Annotated in this window: 13 protein-coding genes; all 13 read right to left on the reverse strand. The window is 67.5% G+C overall.

Translation table 11 applies throughout. The features are described 5' to 3' along the window. Positions 1–87 precede the first annotated feature (87 nt). The 13 genes from C0617_RS12120 to C0617_RS12175 all read right to left on the reverse strand — a co-directional run bounded on the left by C0617_RS12120 (position 88) and on the right by C0617_RS12175 (position 13,792). On the reverse strand, positions 88–1,884 hold the full coding sequence (locus C0617_RS12120) for a secretin N-terminal domain-containing protein (protein WP_291317292.1): 1,797 nt from the start codon (positions 1,882–1,884) through the stop codon (positions 88–90). Positions 1,885–1,946: 62 nt separating this feature from the next. Then, the gene (locus C0617_RS12125; RefSeq protein WP_291317293.1) at positions 1,947–2,294 is read right to left on the reverse strand and encodes a hypothetical protein; all 348 of its coding nucleotides are present in this window, start codon (positions 2,292–2,294) and stop codon (positions 1,947–1,949) included. Then, positions 2,294–2,851, reverse strand: a complete 558-nt coding sequence (pilO, locus tag C0617_RS12130; RefSeq protein WP_291317294.1) for a type 4a pilus biogenesis protein PilO — start codon at positions 2,849–2,851, stop codon at positions 2,294–2,296. The genes C0617_RS12125 and pilO overlap by 1 nt, the downstream gene beginning before the upstream one ends. Beyond that, positions 2,848–3,498 carry a PilN domain-containing protein gene (locus C0617_RS12135; protein ID WP_291317295.1) on the reverse strand — a complete coding sequence of 217 codons (651 nt, stop codon included), beginning with the start codon at positions 3,496–3,498 and terminating at the stop codon, positions 2,848–2,850. The genes pilO and C0617_RS12135 overlap by 4 nt, the downstream gene beginning before the upstream one ends. Further along, positions 3,491–4,606 carry a pilus assembly protein PilM gene (pilM, locus tag C0617_RS12140; protein WP_291317296.1) on the reverse strand — a complete coding sequence of 372 codons (1,116 nt, stop codon included), beginning with the start codon at positions 4,604–4,606 and terminating at the stop codon, positions 3,491–3,493. Before pilM ends, C0617_RS12135 begins: the two co-directional genes overlap by 8 nt. Next, a complete protein-coding gene (locus tag C0617_RS12145; RefSeq protein ID WP_291317297.1) occupies positions 4,603–5,817 on the reverse strand; it encodes a GGDEF domain-containing protein in 1,215 nt (404 codons plus the stop codon). The genes pilM and C0617_RS12145 overlap by 4 nt, the downstream gene beginning before the upstream one ends. An 18-nt stretch (positions 5,818–5,835) precedes the next feature. Further along, a complete protein-coding gene (locus C0617_RS12150) occupies positions 5,836–8,442 on the reverse strand; it encodes a DNRLRE domain-containing protein (protein ID WP_291317298.1) in 2,607 nt (868 codons plus the stop codon). Beyond that, the gene (locus C0617_RS12155) at positions 8,439–9,344 is read right to left on the reverse strand and encodes a prepilin-type N-terminal cleavage/methylation domain-containing protein (protein ID WP_291317299.1); all 906 of its coding nucleotides are present in this window, start codon (positions 9,342–9,344) and stop codon (positions 8,439–8,441) included. The genes C0617_RS12150 and C0617_RS12155 overlap by 4 nt, the downstream gene beginning before the upstream one ends. An 18-nt stretch (positions 9,345–9,362) precedes the next feature. Then, positions 9,363–9,785, reverse strand: coding sequence for a hypothetical protein (locus tag C0617_RS12160; RefSeq protein ID WP_291317300.1), 423 nt, complete (start codon positions 9,783–9,785; stop codon positions 9,363–9,365). Between the two features lie 53 nt (positions 9,786–9,838). Beyond that, positions 9,839–10,249 (reverse strand): hypothetical protein, encoded by a 411-nt coding sequence (locus C0617_RS17155; RefSeq protein WP_365889317.1) that lies wholly within the window; start codon positions 10,247–10,249, stop codon positions 9,839–9,841. Positions 10,250–10,345: 96 nt separating this feature from the next. After that, positions 10,346–10,891, reverse strand: coding sequence for a type II secretion system protein (locus C0617_RS12165; RefSeq protein ID WP_291317301.1), 546 nt, complete (start codon positions 10,889–10,891; stop codon positions 10,346–10,348). Positions 10,892–10,966: 75 nt separating this feature from the next. Further along, positions 10,967–12,088, reverse strand: coding sequence for a type II secretion system F family protein (locus tag C0617_RS12170; protein ID WP_291317302.1), 1,122 nt, complete (start codon positions 12,086–12,088; stop codon positions 10,967–10,969). A 3-nt stretch (positions 12,089–12,091) separates the two neighbouring features. Continuing rightward, entirely contained in the window at positions 12,092–13,792 is a 1,701-nt protein-coding gene (locus C0617_RS12175) for a type II/IV secretion system protein (RefSeq protein ID WP_291317303.1), read from the reverse strand. Positions 13,793–13,797: the final 5 nt, after the last annotated feature.

The raw sequence follows: 13,797 nt of genomic DNA on the forward strand, positions 1-13,797 counted from the left end.
GGACACCCCTCCCAGCCTGAACGCACGAAGGGCCGCCCCCCTGATGGGAAGCGGCCCTCTGTTTTGCCGGAAACTTCCGTTCCGATATCAACGCACATCCCACTCCCGGGGCGGCGTCTCCACATGAAGGTGCACCTCCGCCTCGTTGACCCTGCCTTCCTCCTCGTCCTGGCGCAGGTCGCCGCCGTCCGTAAGGATATAGGGGGTGATCAGGATGATGGTCTCGGTGTTGATCACGATCTCCTCGGTGCTGGAGAAGAGCCGGCCAATGCCGGGGATCGAGCCGAGGAAGGGCACCCCGGCGCGACTGAAGCTGCTGCTGCTCTTGATCAGCCCGCCGATGAAGATCGGCCGGCCGTTCTGGGCGAAGAGTTCGGTCTCCACCTCGGTGGTGGTCTGGGAGGGGAGACCGTCCTGGATGGTGCCGGTGCTCACCTCGGGATGGATGGCCATGAGGATGCGGCCCTGGTCGTCGATGGAGGGAGTCACCTTGAGAATGACGCCCGACTCGAGGAACTCGATGCTCTCGGTGGTGACCTGGTTGATCGTGGTGGTCACCTTGTAGCCCTGGCGATCCCCGATGATGACCGAGGCTTCCTCGTCCTCGAGGGCGAGCAGCTTGGGGGTGGAGAGGGTGTGCACCCGGCCCCGGTCGCTGAGGGCGTTGAGAACGAAGGAGACGTTGTCGGCATCGACCAGCTTGGCGATGAAGCCGGTGGCGTCCGGGCTGGCGAAGCCCTGGAGACCGACGGTACCGTCGCCGCCGTCGCCGCTGAAGAGCTTGGCCCAGTCGAGGCCGAAGGTCTCCGAGTCGTCCAGGGTGACCTCGAGGATCTTGGCCTCGATGCGGATCTGGCGGGGGGCGCGGTCGATCTGCCGCAGCAGCATCTCCAGGCGCTCCACCGCAGGCCTCAGGTCCTCGACGATGAGGAGGTTGCGCTCCTTGAGAAAGGTGACCTTGCCGTAGCCGGAAAGGTGCTTGGAAAGGATCTCCTCGACCTTGGCGGGCTTGGCGTACTGCAGCTTGTAGGTGCGGATCACGGTGTCGACCAGCTCCCCGCCGCCCTGGCCGGAATCCCCCCGGGGCAGGACGATGAACCCGCCGTGGCGCTCGAGGACCCCGTAGCCGGCGCTGTCGGCGATGGCGATGATCGCCTCCTTGAGGGGCACGTCGTAGAGGTTGCAGTTGACCTGCCCGGTCACTCCCTTGCCCAGCACGACGTTGACCCGCTCCTTGCGGGAGAGCATCTCGAAGGCCTCGGCCATCGACACGTCCCGGAAAGAGACGGTAACGCGGCTGTCCCGGGGCGCCGGGGGAACGACCACCGTGGGGACGACAGCCGGTGGGGGATCGTTGCGGGCGAGGAGGACCGGCTCCGCATCGACCGCCGCCGGCTTCGCATCGGCCGCCGCTGCGACGGGCGGGGGTTCGGGTTCCGGAGCGACCGCAGCAGCGAGTTCCTTCGGCCGGTAGAGGTTGACCACCAGGCGCGGGGGCCCCTCCATGACCAGGAAACGCATCTCCGGCGCATCGGCCGGAAGACCGAGGCTCACCGCGATGTCGCCCCCGTCCTCCTCCATCCGGACCCAGGAGTCGACGGCCCGGTACTTTCGGTAGTGCTGGAGGCCGGTGGAGACGCCCACCAGCCGGCAGCGCACCTCGTCGTCCTCGACGCTCGGGGGCAAAAACTCGAAGGGGGCGTCGAACTCGAACACCACCGAGTTGAACAGGGCGTGCCGCCCCGCCCGTATCTCCTTCAGGAGGACTCCGTCCCCGTCCCCGTCCCCGGGGATCTTCCCGGCCGCCGGGGTGGCGAAGCAGACCCCGAAAGCCAGCAGGAGCGCCAGAACCGGTAGGCTCCCCGGCGGTCGATACCATGACATCGTCACATCATACCTCCTCATCACATCTCACCGTGCATCTCCCCTCCGGCCGAAAAATCGCCTCAAGGAGCCGTTCTCAGAGTCACCACGATCGTCTCGCCGTCCTTGGCGAAGACCGATTCGCCCTCGCCGACCCTCACCAGGCGAAAGCCTTCGATCTCCTGGCCCGGCTTCAGCAGGGTGCCGTTGACGTTGGCCAGGGAATCCTCCCCCGCGACGAGGGTGGCCCGCAACTCGAGGTCGTCCGCCCGGGCCTCGGGCACCGTCTGCGCGACGGGGGGCGGGGGGGGCGGGTTCAGGTCGGGGGGGGAAAAGGGGTTGCGACCCAGGGGCATGGGCCCCTCTCCGCCAATGGCGATCCCCGGCGCCAGGAGCGCCCAGATCAAAACTAAAATCACCGCACGCTGCATCAACCCTCCTCCACGGCCGGCCGGTAAGAGACCATCTTCAGTTCCATACTCAGAGAGTCCTTTCCGGACAGGGGCTTGACGCTGAAATTCTTGATCACCATCGGGCCGAGCTCCCGCTCCACCTCGTAAAGGCACTCGTAGAGACCGAAATATTCCCCCTCGACCTTGATGTGGAAGGGGAGTTCCTCTAACATCGGCACCCTTCGGTTCTTGCCCGGCTTGAGGCTCACCAGACGGATGCCGTGGCGGGCGGCGATCTGGTCCAGCCTGGCCACGGTGTGGGCGACCAGTTCGCTCACCGTCAGCGGCGGCCTCTCCCCCAGCAGGCGCACGTTGAGGCCCTGCACCTCGGCCGCCAGGGCCGCCAGCTCCCCTTCCAGCTCCGCGCCCGACTCGACCTTGGCCTCGAGCAGGGTACGCACCTTGTGCACCCGGGCATACTCGGCCAGCGGCTTCTTGAAGAGGTACAGCCAGGAGGCCAGAAGCAGCAGGACCACGATCGCGGCCAGAACTCCGTAGACCGTGCGCTGAGGCACCTTTTCCAGAAGCGCCATCATGACGGGACCTTCCCGCAGTCGATCTCCACGGTCAGTTCGTACTCGATGACCCCCCCGACCCGGTACTGGCGGGTCTTGGTGTTGAGCAGGTGAACATCGGCGATCTCGGGCTGGCCGAGAAGCCGTCGCACGAATTCGGCCAGGGCGGCGTGGCTGAGGGCCTGCCCCTTGATCTCCATCCGGGTGAGTTCCCGCCAAGGCTCTTCGGGGAATGCCCCCTCCCCCTTGGGGACGATCAGGAAGTAGCCGGCCTGCCCGCCCCTGGCGGCCTGCCCGGCCTCCCCCTCGCGCACGAACTTCCAGTCGCTGAACCAGACCGAGGGGTTGAGGGCCCGGTCGACGACCTCGAACATCCGCTGGGCCGGCGGCCCGCCGCGCAGAGCCTCGAGCAGGGCGAGGCGTCCGCGAAGGTCCTCGCGACTGGCGCCCAGCTCCTCGAGGCGCCGCTTTTGCTCAAGGAGCTGAACCTCCCCGGTCTTGAGTTCGCCGACCCGGGCCTGTTCTGTGCGCAATACCTGGCCCAGCCCGACGCGGCCCAGGGCGACGGCCGCCACCACGGCCGCCAGCAGGACTAGGTAGATGCGCAGCACCCGAAGCAGAGAGCGACGACGACGGTAATCGGCGGGGATCAGGTCGATGTCATGCATGGTCCGTCAAACCTCTCAGGCCAAGACCGGCCGCCAGGGCGATGCTGGCCGGGTCGTTGAGGGCCACCAGCATGGCGTGTTCGCTGCGCACCCGGAAATGCTCGAAGGGGCTCAGGATCGCCGTAGGAAGGCCCAGCTGCCGGGCGAGAAAAGAGTCGATGCCGGGACAGCGGGCCAAGCCGCCGATCAGGTGGACCGTGCTGAGGATCAGCCCGTGCATCTCCGCCGAAGTGTAGAGCTGCACCTTGTTCACCTCGTCGACGAACTCGAGGAAAGCCGGCTTCAGGATGGCGGCGATCGATTCGAGGATCTCCTGCTCCTGCGCCTTGGCCCCGCCCCGGACAAAGCCGTAGCTGTAGAGAAGTTCGAGGGCCTGCCCGGGCTTCATGCCCAGTCCCCTGCCGAGGCGCGTCGACAGCTCCCGCTCCCCGAGGGAGATCTCCCGGTCGAGGATCAGGCGCTGCCCGGCAATCACCGTCAGGTAGCTGTGCTCCACGCCGAAGTTGACCAGCAGCACCGTAGGGTGCTCCCCCTCCCGGTCGGCGGACATCACCAGCCGCTTCAGGGCCGCCGGGCCCAAGTCGAGGGCGCTCACCTCCAAGCCGGCGGCCGCCAGCAGGTCGAGATAGGCCACGACATCTTCCCTGCGGGCCACCGCCGCCAGGGCGGTGCGCTCCTGGGCGCCCTTCTCGGGCTGGCGGATCGGCAGGTAATCGATGACCAGCTCTTCGGCTCTGGCTCCGATGCGGCCGAGAACCCCCTGGACGATGGCCTCGGCCTCGTCGCCGCCCGGCGCCGTCCGGTAGCTGAGGTTGATCAGCCGGGTGCCCCGGCCGGGCAGTGCGGTGACGACCCGCCTCCCCTTGAAGGGCTGGCTGCCGAGAGCCTCCTTCAGCAGGGCCCGCAGCGCCTTGTGGGAAGAGAGCAGCTCCTCCCTGCCGCCCGGGTAGGGCACCGAGGCGAAGGCCCGGAGGTTCAGCCCCGAGCCGGCCTTCTCCATCTGCACCAAGTGCATCTTCTCCAGGGCCAGGTCGAGCCCGATGGGCCCCAGCACCTGGGGCTCGCGGCGACGAAAGACCTCTTTCATCCGGGCGGGGACCGATATCATGGCGACGCTCCCTCCCCCGGCGGGACCGCGAAGGCCCCGGCACCCGGGGCGTTGAGGGTCAGGTCGCCCTGCACCACCCAGTTGCCGCTATTCTTCTTGGCCGCGTACAGGGCCTTGTCGGCGTTGCGGAAGACGACCTTGAGGGAGAACTGGGCCTCCGGCGGGACCCGCACCATACCGAAACTGAGGTTTACCGCCCGGTGCTCCTCCCAGCCGTTGGCGGCCAGCGATCCCTTGACCGCCTCGATCCCCTTCTGGATGAGGTCGTTGGGGTCACCGCTCACGACGAGGGTGAACTCGTCGCCCCCCACCCGCACCAGCATCTCATCGGGGCCGAGGGGAGCGGAGAATGCGTCGGCCACCCACTGCAGGACCATGTCGCCGTAGTCGTGGCCGTAGGTGTCGTTGATCAGCTTGAACTTGTCGATGTCGAAGAGGATGAAATAGAAGGGCTTGCCCTCCAGGCGGTACTGGGCGGCCTGATCGAGGTAATGTTCCTGGAGGTAGCGGCGGTTCCAGACCCCGGTGAGGGGATCCCGGTAGGAGAGGTTGCGGGTCTTTTCGTGGGCCACCTCCAGCTCGAAGAGGCTCTTGATTCCGTCCTTGCGCACCAGAGCGTTGCGGCCGACCAGGGTCAGCACGATCAGCCCCGAACCGACCATGAAGAACTGCAGCAGCAGCAGGTCTCCGGTTTCGAAGCGGTGGCGCCCGAACCAGGTGGAGAGGGTGAACACGGAATAGATGAGGGACAGGCTGATGATCGCCTCGCGCATCCCCCAGGGGATGAGGGGAACGGTGGCGAAGAGGAGAACCACGCCGGTCAGCAGGGGCGAGCCGACGGCGCTGACCTTGTGGGCCTGCAGGACCAGGGCGGTGCTGCACAGCACCAGCAGGGTCATGCCGAGCAGCTGCAGGGCCTGCAGGTCGCGGATGGTGCGCGCGGCGAAGAAGACGTGGGTGGCCAGCACCGCCAGCACCAGGTAGGTGTAAAGGTAGGTCCCGCCGAAGCCGAGCAAAGCGAAGAGGACCGAGGCGGCGGCCAGCAGCAGCAGGAAGATCACGCTGAGGGTTCGCAGCCCGCTGCGCAGTTCGCCCTCCAGCAGACCGACGGCGTAGGCCTCCAGCTCGGGTTTGCCGAAGCGGGTGATGCGCCAGAAACCGGTCGTCTCGCCGGTGGCTTTTTCGGGCTGCCGGGATGGCTTGCTTCTCATGGCTCTTTCCGTTCCGTGTCAGGGTTGGGTGAATTCGAGCACCAGCTGGGGGCGCCAGTCGAGGGTGGCGTTTTCGCGGCTGGCGAACATCACGGTGTTGTTCTTGTCATTGCCCTCGAACTTCAGGAGCAATCCGTGGTTGGGGTTGACCTCGTCGCGCCACTCGTGAATCAGCCCCACCGGCAGGGCCCACTCCACCCAGCCCGGGGAGATCGGGACGACGGCCTGGGTGAGCTGGGCCGGGTCGAATTGGCCGGCGAAGCTGGTGAAGGTGACGGTCAGTTCTTCCCAGATGCCGGTAGCCCGGTAGGCGCCGACCGCCAGGCTCGGCAGGCTGGCCGCAGCCCCCTCCACGTAGAGGCGCAGCCGGGCTGAAGTGACGGTCGCATCGGCCGGCAGGCCCGTGATGTCGAACCGGAGCAGGCTCTGCTGGACCTTGCCGTCTTTGCCGACCTGGAGCTGAGTGTCGCTGCCGAAATTGGTGTTCTTGAACGATTCATAGAGGCCGGCGTCGGCGACCGGACCGAGGGTCGCGGGGCTCTCCAGGACAACGGCTCCCCCCCCGAGGTCGGTCTCGTCGATCTGCACGTTGTCGATGTAGAAGGCGTCGGAAGACCCAGCGAGGCCGGAAGCCCTGAACTGGATCGTCGTCGTGGGAGAGATGAAGGCGCTGATGTCGAAGCTGGCCGTCTGGTACTCGGCGTCCGTCCCCGGCCCGGCGATCGGCCCCAGAAAGCCGATCACCGCCGGCACGCCCCAGACCATGACGTAGAGGGCGTCGTCGCTGCTCCCCAGGCTCTCCCGCCGGTAGTCGAAGCTCAGGGTGGCACTGCTGAGTCCGCTCAGGTCCGCCTGGCGCGCGATCTGCTTGGTCGCATCCGAGAGGAAGAGACGGGGCTCGGCAAGGTCCTCCTTGAGCTTGATCCCCCCAAGGCAGGAGTCCGTCCCCTCCCCGACCTCGCTCCAGGGCCAGGGACTCCAGTCGAGAGTCCCGTCGCTGCCGGCGTAGTCGACGGCCGGGTCGCAGATCATGCTGTTGAACTCGTCACGGTAGATCTTGGGGGGCGGCGGGGCGGAACAGTCTGTTCCGCAGGGGCAGCTGTAGGTGATGGCCAGCTTGGGGCGGGCGGTGTCGACCACCCCGTCGCTGCTGGTGAATTTGGCCGAATCGATCTCGGAACTGGCGGTGAGAAGCAGCCCATTGTTGTTCTCACTGCCGCTGACCCAGGCTTCCACGAGGGGGGTGACGTCCCACTGGCGTGGCCCCAGCGCGGCAATATCAATCCCTGTCGTGGCGACCGGGGTCGGGTCATAGTCCCCCCCCGGAGAGGTCCAGAAGGCGGCGGTAGAATAGATACTCCAGGTGGCCTGACTCTCGGACCAGGAGCGGGTGAGACGGTGGACGGAGACCGTCCCCGTATTAGTAGAGGAGATACCTTCCAGATTCAGCTCCAGGATCGCCGAGTCGATCGTCGCCCCGGCGGGGATACCGGAGAGGTCGAAGCGGAGCAGGCCATGGTGCATCCGGTTGAACTTGCCGCTGACGTAGACCCGGTCTCCCGTGCCGAAGTTGATCGACGGCTGGCCGTCGAAAAGGTAGGTGTCCTGCCCGGCGATGGGGCCCGGCTGCAGGATCATCGCGCTGCCGGGATCGCCCCCGCAGGGGCAGGCGTAGATGATCTCGAGGCGCGGCCGCAGGGCCTCGCTGGGGCTTTCGTCACTGGCGAAGAAGGCGTCGCGCACCTGGTTGTTGCCGATGATCACGAGGCCATGGTTGGGGTAGGTTCCATCCCGCCAGCCCTCCATCAGGGGGGTGACGTCCCAGGTGTGCCATCCCGAGAGGGCGGCGTTGACCGCGGCGGTGGCGACCGGGTTGGCGCTGTCGTAGTTGGCCGGCCAGGACCAGGGTGTGGCCCCGTCGGATGTGGTGTGGGTAGCGCCGTCGTCGCTGCGGGTGCCGTCCCCGGTCCCCTCGGTCCAGGGTTCCAGCAGCCGGTAGGCGGTGAACTTGGCGTTGCTGTTGCCGCCGAAGGACTCCATGTAGAGCTGAAGCTGGGCGGAAAGGAGCTGGGGGCCGTCGGGGACCGCCGCCGGGTCGATCTGGAGCAGGGCGTAGTAGTCGTGGGCGCCGCCGCTGTCGATGCCGAACTGGGCGGCGACGCCGTAATTGGTCGTCTTGGCCTGGGCGTTGACGTAGGTGTCCATTCCCGCCTCGCCGAGGGGCAGGGTCTCGGTGATCGGGCCGGAAAAGACCTCGACCTCGCTGCGGACCAGGGTGCGCGAGGTGCCGTCGTCGAGGGTGCCGGTGGCGGAAATGCTCACCGGAGAGCCGTGGTCGGGTGTCACCGAGGCCGAGTAACTGTGGGCGCCGCCGGCGGTGTCGAAGGAGACGTCGGCCAGGGCGGGATAACCGGTGCAGCCGCTGTTCTGGGTCAGCCAGTCGACGTGGGCCAGGCCCGCCTCGGCCACGTAGCGCACCTCGGCCGCCTGCCCGCCGCCGGCGCTCAACTGCAGGGCCACCCCCCCCTCGCGGCCGAGGAGAAAGACGCTGGCGCCGATCAGGGCGATGGCCAGGGCCACCGGCATCAGGATGTACCCCTCCTGGGTCATGCCGCACCAGTTCACAGTCCGCCTCCCACGCGCACCCGGGTCTGCAGGTCCACCGACTCCCCGCCGGGACTGGTCAGGGTCAGGGCCAGGTCGACGAGGACCGCCCGCCCCGAGCCGTTGGCGATCCGCTCCACCTGGAACAGGCTGACGTTCTCCGCCAGGGGGTTTTCGAGATAATCCCGTCCGTCCACCAATCCGTCTCCGTTCTCGTCCCAGGGCACCGGCATGCGCTCCACCAGGACCGCGCCGGACAGGAAAAAGACGACCGGGTCGAGCCAGTCCTCGTCCAGTTCCTCGTCCTCGTCGTCGTTCCCGGTCCAGTTGCCGGTCCCTTCGTCGATCGTTCCGTCGCCGTCGTCGTCCACCCCGGCGACGCCGGCCTCGGCGTCGCCGTTGAGATCGCCCCAGGAGTCCTCCCCGACCAGGCCGTCGCCGTCGTCGTCAGTGCCGTTGTCGGGGTCCTCGCTGAAGACGCCGTCCTCGTCATCGTCGCCGGTGTTCGTCCCCTCGTCGATCTCCCCGTCGCCGTCGTCGTCGATGCCGACGATGCCAGGGGCCAGGTCGTTGGTCAGGTCGTAGGAGGGGTCCTCGTCGAAGAGCCCGTCCCCGTCGTTGTCGGCATCGGCGACCCCGTCCCCGTCGAGATCGGCGCCTTCGTCGAGGGCCACCGCCAGCACGTCCCGCACCGGAACCGTGGGCAGGGGGAGCAGCAGGCGCCGGGTGCCGCGCAGCGCCGCGGTCATCCTCTCGAGGGCGAAGCCGGCCTGGCGCCCCAGCTCGACCCTCTCCCGGGCCGCCTCCCGGCCGCCCAGGGCGCCGCCCACCAACCCCGCCAGAGCGGCCATCAGGAGCGCCCCCATGACCACCGCCACGAGCAACTCGACGAGGGTAAATCCACTCTCTCTCCGCTTTGCCATCGGGCCTTCCCTTCGGGCTCAGTGGCCGCTGGTGAGGGTCTCCAGGCTCTGGCCGCTATCCTCGATGGCCACCTGCACCCAGATCACCCCCTCGTCCCCTCCGGTGAAAGGGTCGGCGTCGCCGTCGGCGTCGTCAGCGTCGTAGGGGGCGAGGTAGACGAGGCGCCGCTCGGCGACGGTGACGTCGTCCGAATAGGAGGAGGCGGTCTCCGCCCCGCCCGCGGCGGCCGCCGCATGCTCCAGGGCGGAGAAGGGCTCGGCCAGCACCTCCTCCAGCTTGGCCTCCAGGCGGTGCCGGCCGACCGCGTGGGCCTCGCCGGCATAGGCTCCGGAGACCGCCTCCTGCAGGGCTTCGCCGATCGGCACCAGGGCGACGGCGACCAGGACCGTGGCCACGAGGACCTCCACGTAGGAAAAACCGGCGCAGGATGTGGCGGCCAAGCCCCTCCAACGGGGCGTTGTCCCTGTGCCGGTGGTCCCTCCCGGTTGCCGTTTCATAGCGCCGTCACCCGTCCGGTGACCGGGTTCACCTGGAGCAGGACCTCGTCCCCCGCCCCGCTCACCCGGATAATGGCCGACTCCAGCCGGCGCAAAGCGCCCGCATCGTAAAGACGGGGGGTCCCCCGCGCGTCAAAATGAAGAAACGCCTGGCCCGGCTCAAGACCGGCGTAGCGAATAGCGACGCTCTCGAGCCGGGCCCCGGCGAGGGGCCCGGCCGCCTGGAACTGCAGGTCATAGAGCTTCTTGTCGAGGGGATGGCGCACCACATACTCCCGGTCGGGGGGATCGACGGAGAAGTCGAGGCGGTAGAGCCGCACCTGCTGGGCCGCGGCGCTGGCTTCCACCCCGTGCGGTCTGCCGGTGCGCAGGGCCTCGGCCCGGGCGAAACGCAGGGCGTCGGCCACCTCCCCGGCGGCCAGGGCCGCCTGGACGTCGCCCTGGTAGCTGCTGACCGCGGGANGGGTGAACCCCTTTTCCCTCATCGCCGCACCGCCTCGGCCTTACCAGGTCCGGTAGTCGGTGGTACCGTCATTGGTGTTGGCGATGAACTTGCCCGACACCGTGTCGACCCACCAGCCCCCGGTAGTCCCGTCGCCGGTACTGGCAAGGCTCCCGACACCGACATCCCCGGTTTTAAGCAAAGTCAGGGTTTGCAGATCGTCGATGGGGTTGACCGGCAAATCCTGCTTCTTCAGGTAGGGGCCGTACTTGAAGACCGGTGTCCGGGTCTTGTTGGTCGCACCGTCGGCGTTGGAGTAGTAGATGAGCTGCTCGGTAAAGGCGGCCTCCGTACCGGCCGCGCCGGTGCCGTCGCCCGCGCCGGAGGAGGCCTTGGCCCCGGGGTAGGACGCCCGGTGCTGGTGGTAGTAGAGTTCGATGGCGTTGCGCATCTCGGTGATGGTGCTGCGCAGCGCCGCCTCCTTGGCCTCCGCTGTGGAGGAGCCGAACTGGGGCACCACGATGGCCGCCAGCACAGCCAGGATGATGACCACGATCAACAATTCAACCAGGGTGAATCCTTTTTGATTCCCTTTCCAAACGCTCACTTCCACCTCCATGATTTCAGGTTAACCGTTCCGCCCTTCGGACGGGCCATGTTGACGTATTCCGGACATTTCTTTCTAGTGCACCGCCCGGGAGAGCTTGAAGATGGGCAGGATCAGCGAGGCCACAATCAGCCCGACCACCACCCCCATGACCAGGAGCATGAGGGGTTCGACGATCTTGGCGACCATCACCACCTTTTTCTCCAGGTCCCGCTCGTAGAAGAGAGCGGTGCGGTCCATGACCGTGGCCAGGTTGCCGGTCTCCTCCCCGGTGCGAACGATCTCCCGGGCCATGGCGGGAATGAAGTCGGCCTCCTCGAAGCCGACAGCCAGGCCCCTGCCCTCGGCCACGTGCCTCTCCAGCCCTCCGAGGAACCTGCGGAAGCTCCGGTTGTCGACCACGTCCCGGCAGGACCGGAGGGCATCGGGCACGCTGACTCCGCTGGCCAGGGAAAGGCTGAGCACCCGCAGCACCTGGACCAGGTAGACCTCGATAAAAATCGAACGCACCAGGGGAAGGCGGAGCTTGACCCGGTCGACCACCTCCCTGCCCTGCACCGAACCGAGCCAGCGGGCGAGGCCGACCGCGAGGGCGAGGGTAAGGGCGAGAATCACGATCCAGTAGTGGCACAGCAGGTCGCTGGCGCCCATGAGCACCCGGGTAGAGAGGGGGAGCTCGTCGCGGATGGTCTCGAAGAGAGAACCGAACTTGGGAAAGACCACCACGAGGACGAAAATGATCACCGCCAGGGAGAAGACGCTCAGGAACGCCGGGTAGGAGAAGGCCGTGGAGAGGTTGGAACGCAGCCGCTCGCGCCGCTCCTCCAGGCCCTTCAGTTCCTCCAGCACCCGGGGGAGAAAGCCGCCCTGCTCGCTGGCCTGCACAAGGTTGACATAGGTGGATGAAAAACAGTCGGGATGGCGGGCCAGGGCCTGAGAGAAGGAGCGCCCCTCCAGCACCTCGTCGGCCAGGGCGCCGATGACCGTTTTCAGCTGGGGGTTTTCGGTCTGCCTGCCCAGGGCGCGCAGGCTCGGCTCCAGAGCCCCCCCCGTCTCCAGGAGCAGGGCCAGGCGCTCGGAGAAGAACATCCGCTCCCGGCCGCTGATGCCGGCCCGGCGCGCCGGGGCCCAGGCAGGCCAGCTCAGGGTTTTGGCGCCGGGGGCCGGCGCCGATGCGGTTTTCAGTTCAATAGCCATACGTCACATCCCGGAGTTAACCGCGCGGGCAATCTCCTCGACCGTGGTCTGACCCCGCCGGACCCGGTCGTATCCGTCGTCCAGCAGGGTCTTGATCCCCCGCTCCCCGACATAGGCCTCGACCTGCTCCCGGGAGGGGTGGGCGTTCATGAGCCGCTGCAAGTCGCTGTCGGCGGGGAGGATCTCGTGGATCCCGATCCGCCCCTTGTAGCCCGAGTCGTAGCAGGCGGGACAGCCCCGGCCCCGAGCCAGCCTCAGGTTCCCCTCCTCGGCGCCGAGCAGTGCCGCCACTTTCTTGTCGGGGACGAAGCTCGTCTTGCACCCGGGGCAGATGGTGCGCACCAGGCGCTGGCCGATGACCCCGATCAGGGCCGAGGAGAGGAGATAAGGCTCGATCCCCATGTCGAGCATCCGGGTCAGGGCCCCGGCGGCGTCGTTGGTGTGCAGGGTGGAGAGGACCAGGTGGCCGGTGAGGGCCGCCTGAACGGCGATCTCCGCCGTCTGGTGCTCGCGGATCTCCCCGACCATGATGATGTCCGGGTCCTGGCGCAGCACGTGCTTGAGCATCATCGCGAAGCCGAGCCCGATCGACTCCTTGACCTGGTTCTGGTTGACGATGTCGAGCTGGTACTCCACCGGGTCCTCGATGGTGACGATGTTCTTCTCCCGGCTGTTGAGGTTGCTGATGGCGGCGTACAGGGTGGTGCTCTTGCCGCTGCCGGTGGGGCCGGTGACCAGGATAAGGCCGTTGCTCTTGCCCAGCAGCCCCTTGAACAAGCCGAGGTTTCCCGGGGTCATGCCGAGCTTGTTGATGTCGAGCACGGAGCTGTTCTTGTCGAGCACCCGCAGGACCACCTTCTCGCCGAATATGCCGGGAAGGGAACTGAAGCGCAGGTCGACCATGCGCCCTTGGGTGGCGACCTGGATGCGGCCGTCCTGGGGGAGGCGCCGCTCGGCGATGTCGAGGTTGGCGATGACCTTGAGCCGGGAGACGATCGCGGCGTGCATCTCGATGCGCGGGGTCATGACCTCGTAGAGCAGGCCGTCGATGCGGAAGCGCACCCGGCAGACGGTGCGGGACGGCTCGATGTGGATGTCGCTCGCCCCCTCGCGCACCGCCCGCTGGATCATGGCGTTGACCAGGTTGACCACCGGGCTGCCCTCGGCCATCTCGTCGATGGCCGCGTAGTCCTTCAGGAGCTGGCTGTCGACCAGCTCGAAATCCTCCTCCACGTCCTCCACGTAGTCGCTGATGGTGCCGCTGCCGGCGTAGGCCTCCTCGATGCTCTTGCGGATCTCCCCGGACCGGGCCAGCACCGGCCGCACCTTGAGCCCGGTGCGGGCCTCGACCTCGTCGAACTTGGGGATCGCCTGGGGGTCCCCGGTGGCGACCGAAAGGACCCCCCGCACCCGGAACAAGGGGAGCACTTCGAGGCGGCGGGCGGTCTCCTTGTTGAGGAGCCCCACCGCCACGGGGTCGAACATGCCGGGGCGCAGGGCGATGAAGGGCAGGGCGAACTGCTCGCTGAGCAGGCGCAGCAGGTCGGCCTCGGCGACCCAGCCCCGCTCGATGAGGATCTGCCCCATCCGCTTGCTGGACTCGGTCTGCAGGCGCACGGCCTGAGCGACCTGGTCCTCATTGACCAAACCCTTCTGGAGGAGAAGCTCGCCCAGGCGTTTTGGAATTCCCCTGGCAATACCCATCAAAA

The organism is Desulfuromonas sp., from assembly GCF_002868845.1.
Lineage (GTDB): Bacteria > Desulfobacterota > Desulfuromonadia > Desulfuromonadales > BM501 > BM501.

Bases quoted from the DNA above. Each gene is read 5' to 3' on its own strand.
- pilM (WP_291317296.1), bottom strand. From the start codon at position 4,606: ATGATATCGGTCCCCGCCCGGATGAAAGAGGTCTTTCGTCGCCGCGAG.
- C0617_RS12155 (WP_291317299.1), bottom strand. From the start codon at position 9,344: ATGGCAAAGCGGAGAGAGAGTGGATTTACCCTCGTCGAGTTGCTCGTG.
- C0617_RS12175 (WP_291317303.1), bottom strand. From the start codon at position 13,792: ATGGGTATTGCCAGGGGAATTCCAAAACGCCTGGGCGAGCTTCTCCTC.
- C0617_RS12135 (WP_291317295.1), bottom strand. From the start codon at position 3,498: ATGCATGACATCGACCTGATCCCCGCCGATTACCGTCGTCGTCGCTCT.
- C0617_RS12125 (WP_291317293.1), bottom strand. From the start codon at position 2,294: ATGCAGCGTGCGGTGATTTTAGTTTTGATCTGGGCGCTCCTGGCGCCG.
- C0617_RS12145 (WP_291317297.1), bottom strand. From the start codon at position 5,817: ATGAGAAGCAAGCCATCCCGGCAGCCCGAAAAAGCCACCGGCGAGACG.
- C0617_RS12170 (WP_291317302.1), bottom strand. From the start codon at position 12,088: ATGGCTATTGAACTGAAAACCGCATCGGCGCCGGCCCCCGGCGCCAAA.
- pilO (WP_291317294.1), bottom strand. From the start codon at position 2,851: ATGATGGCGCTTCTGGAAAAGGTGCCTCAGCGCACGGTCTACGGAGTT.
- C0617_RS12120 (WP_291317292.1), bottom strand. From the start codon at position 1,884: ATGTCATGGTATCGACCGCCGGGGAGCCTACCGGTTCTGGCGCTCCTG.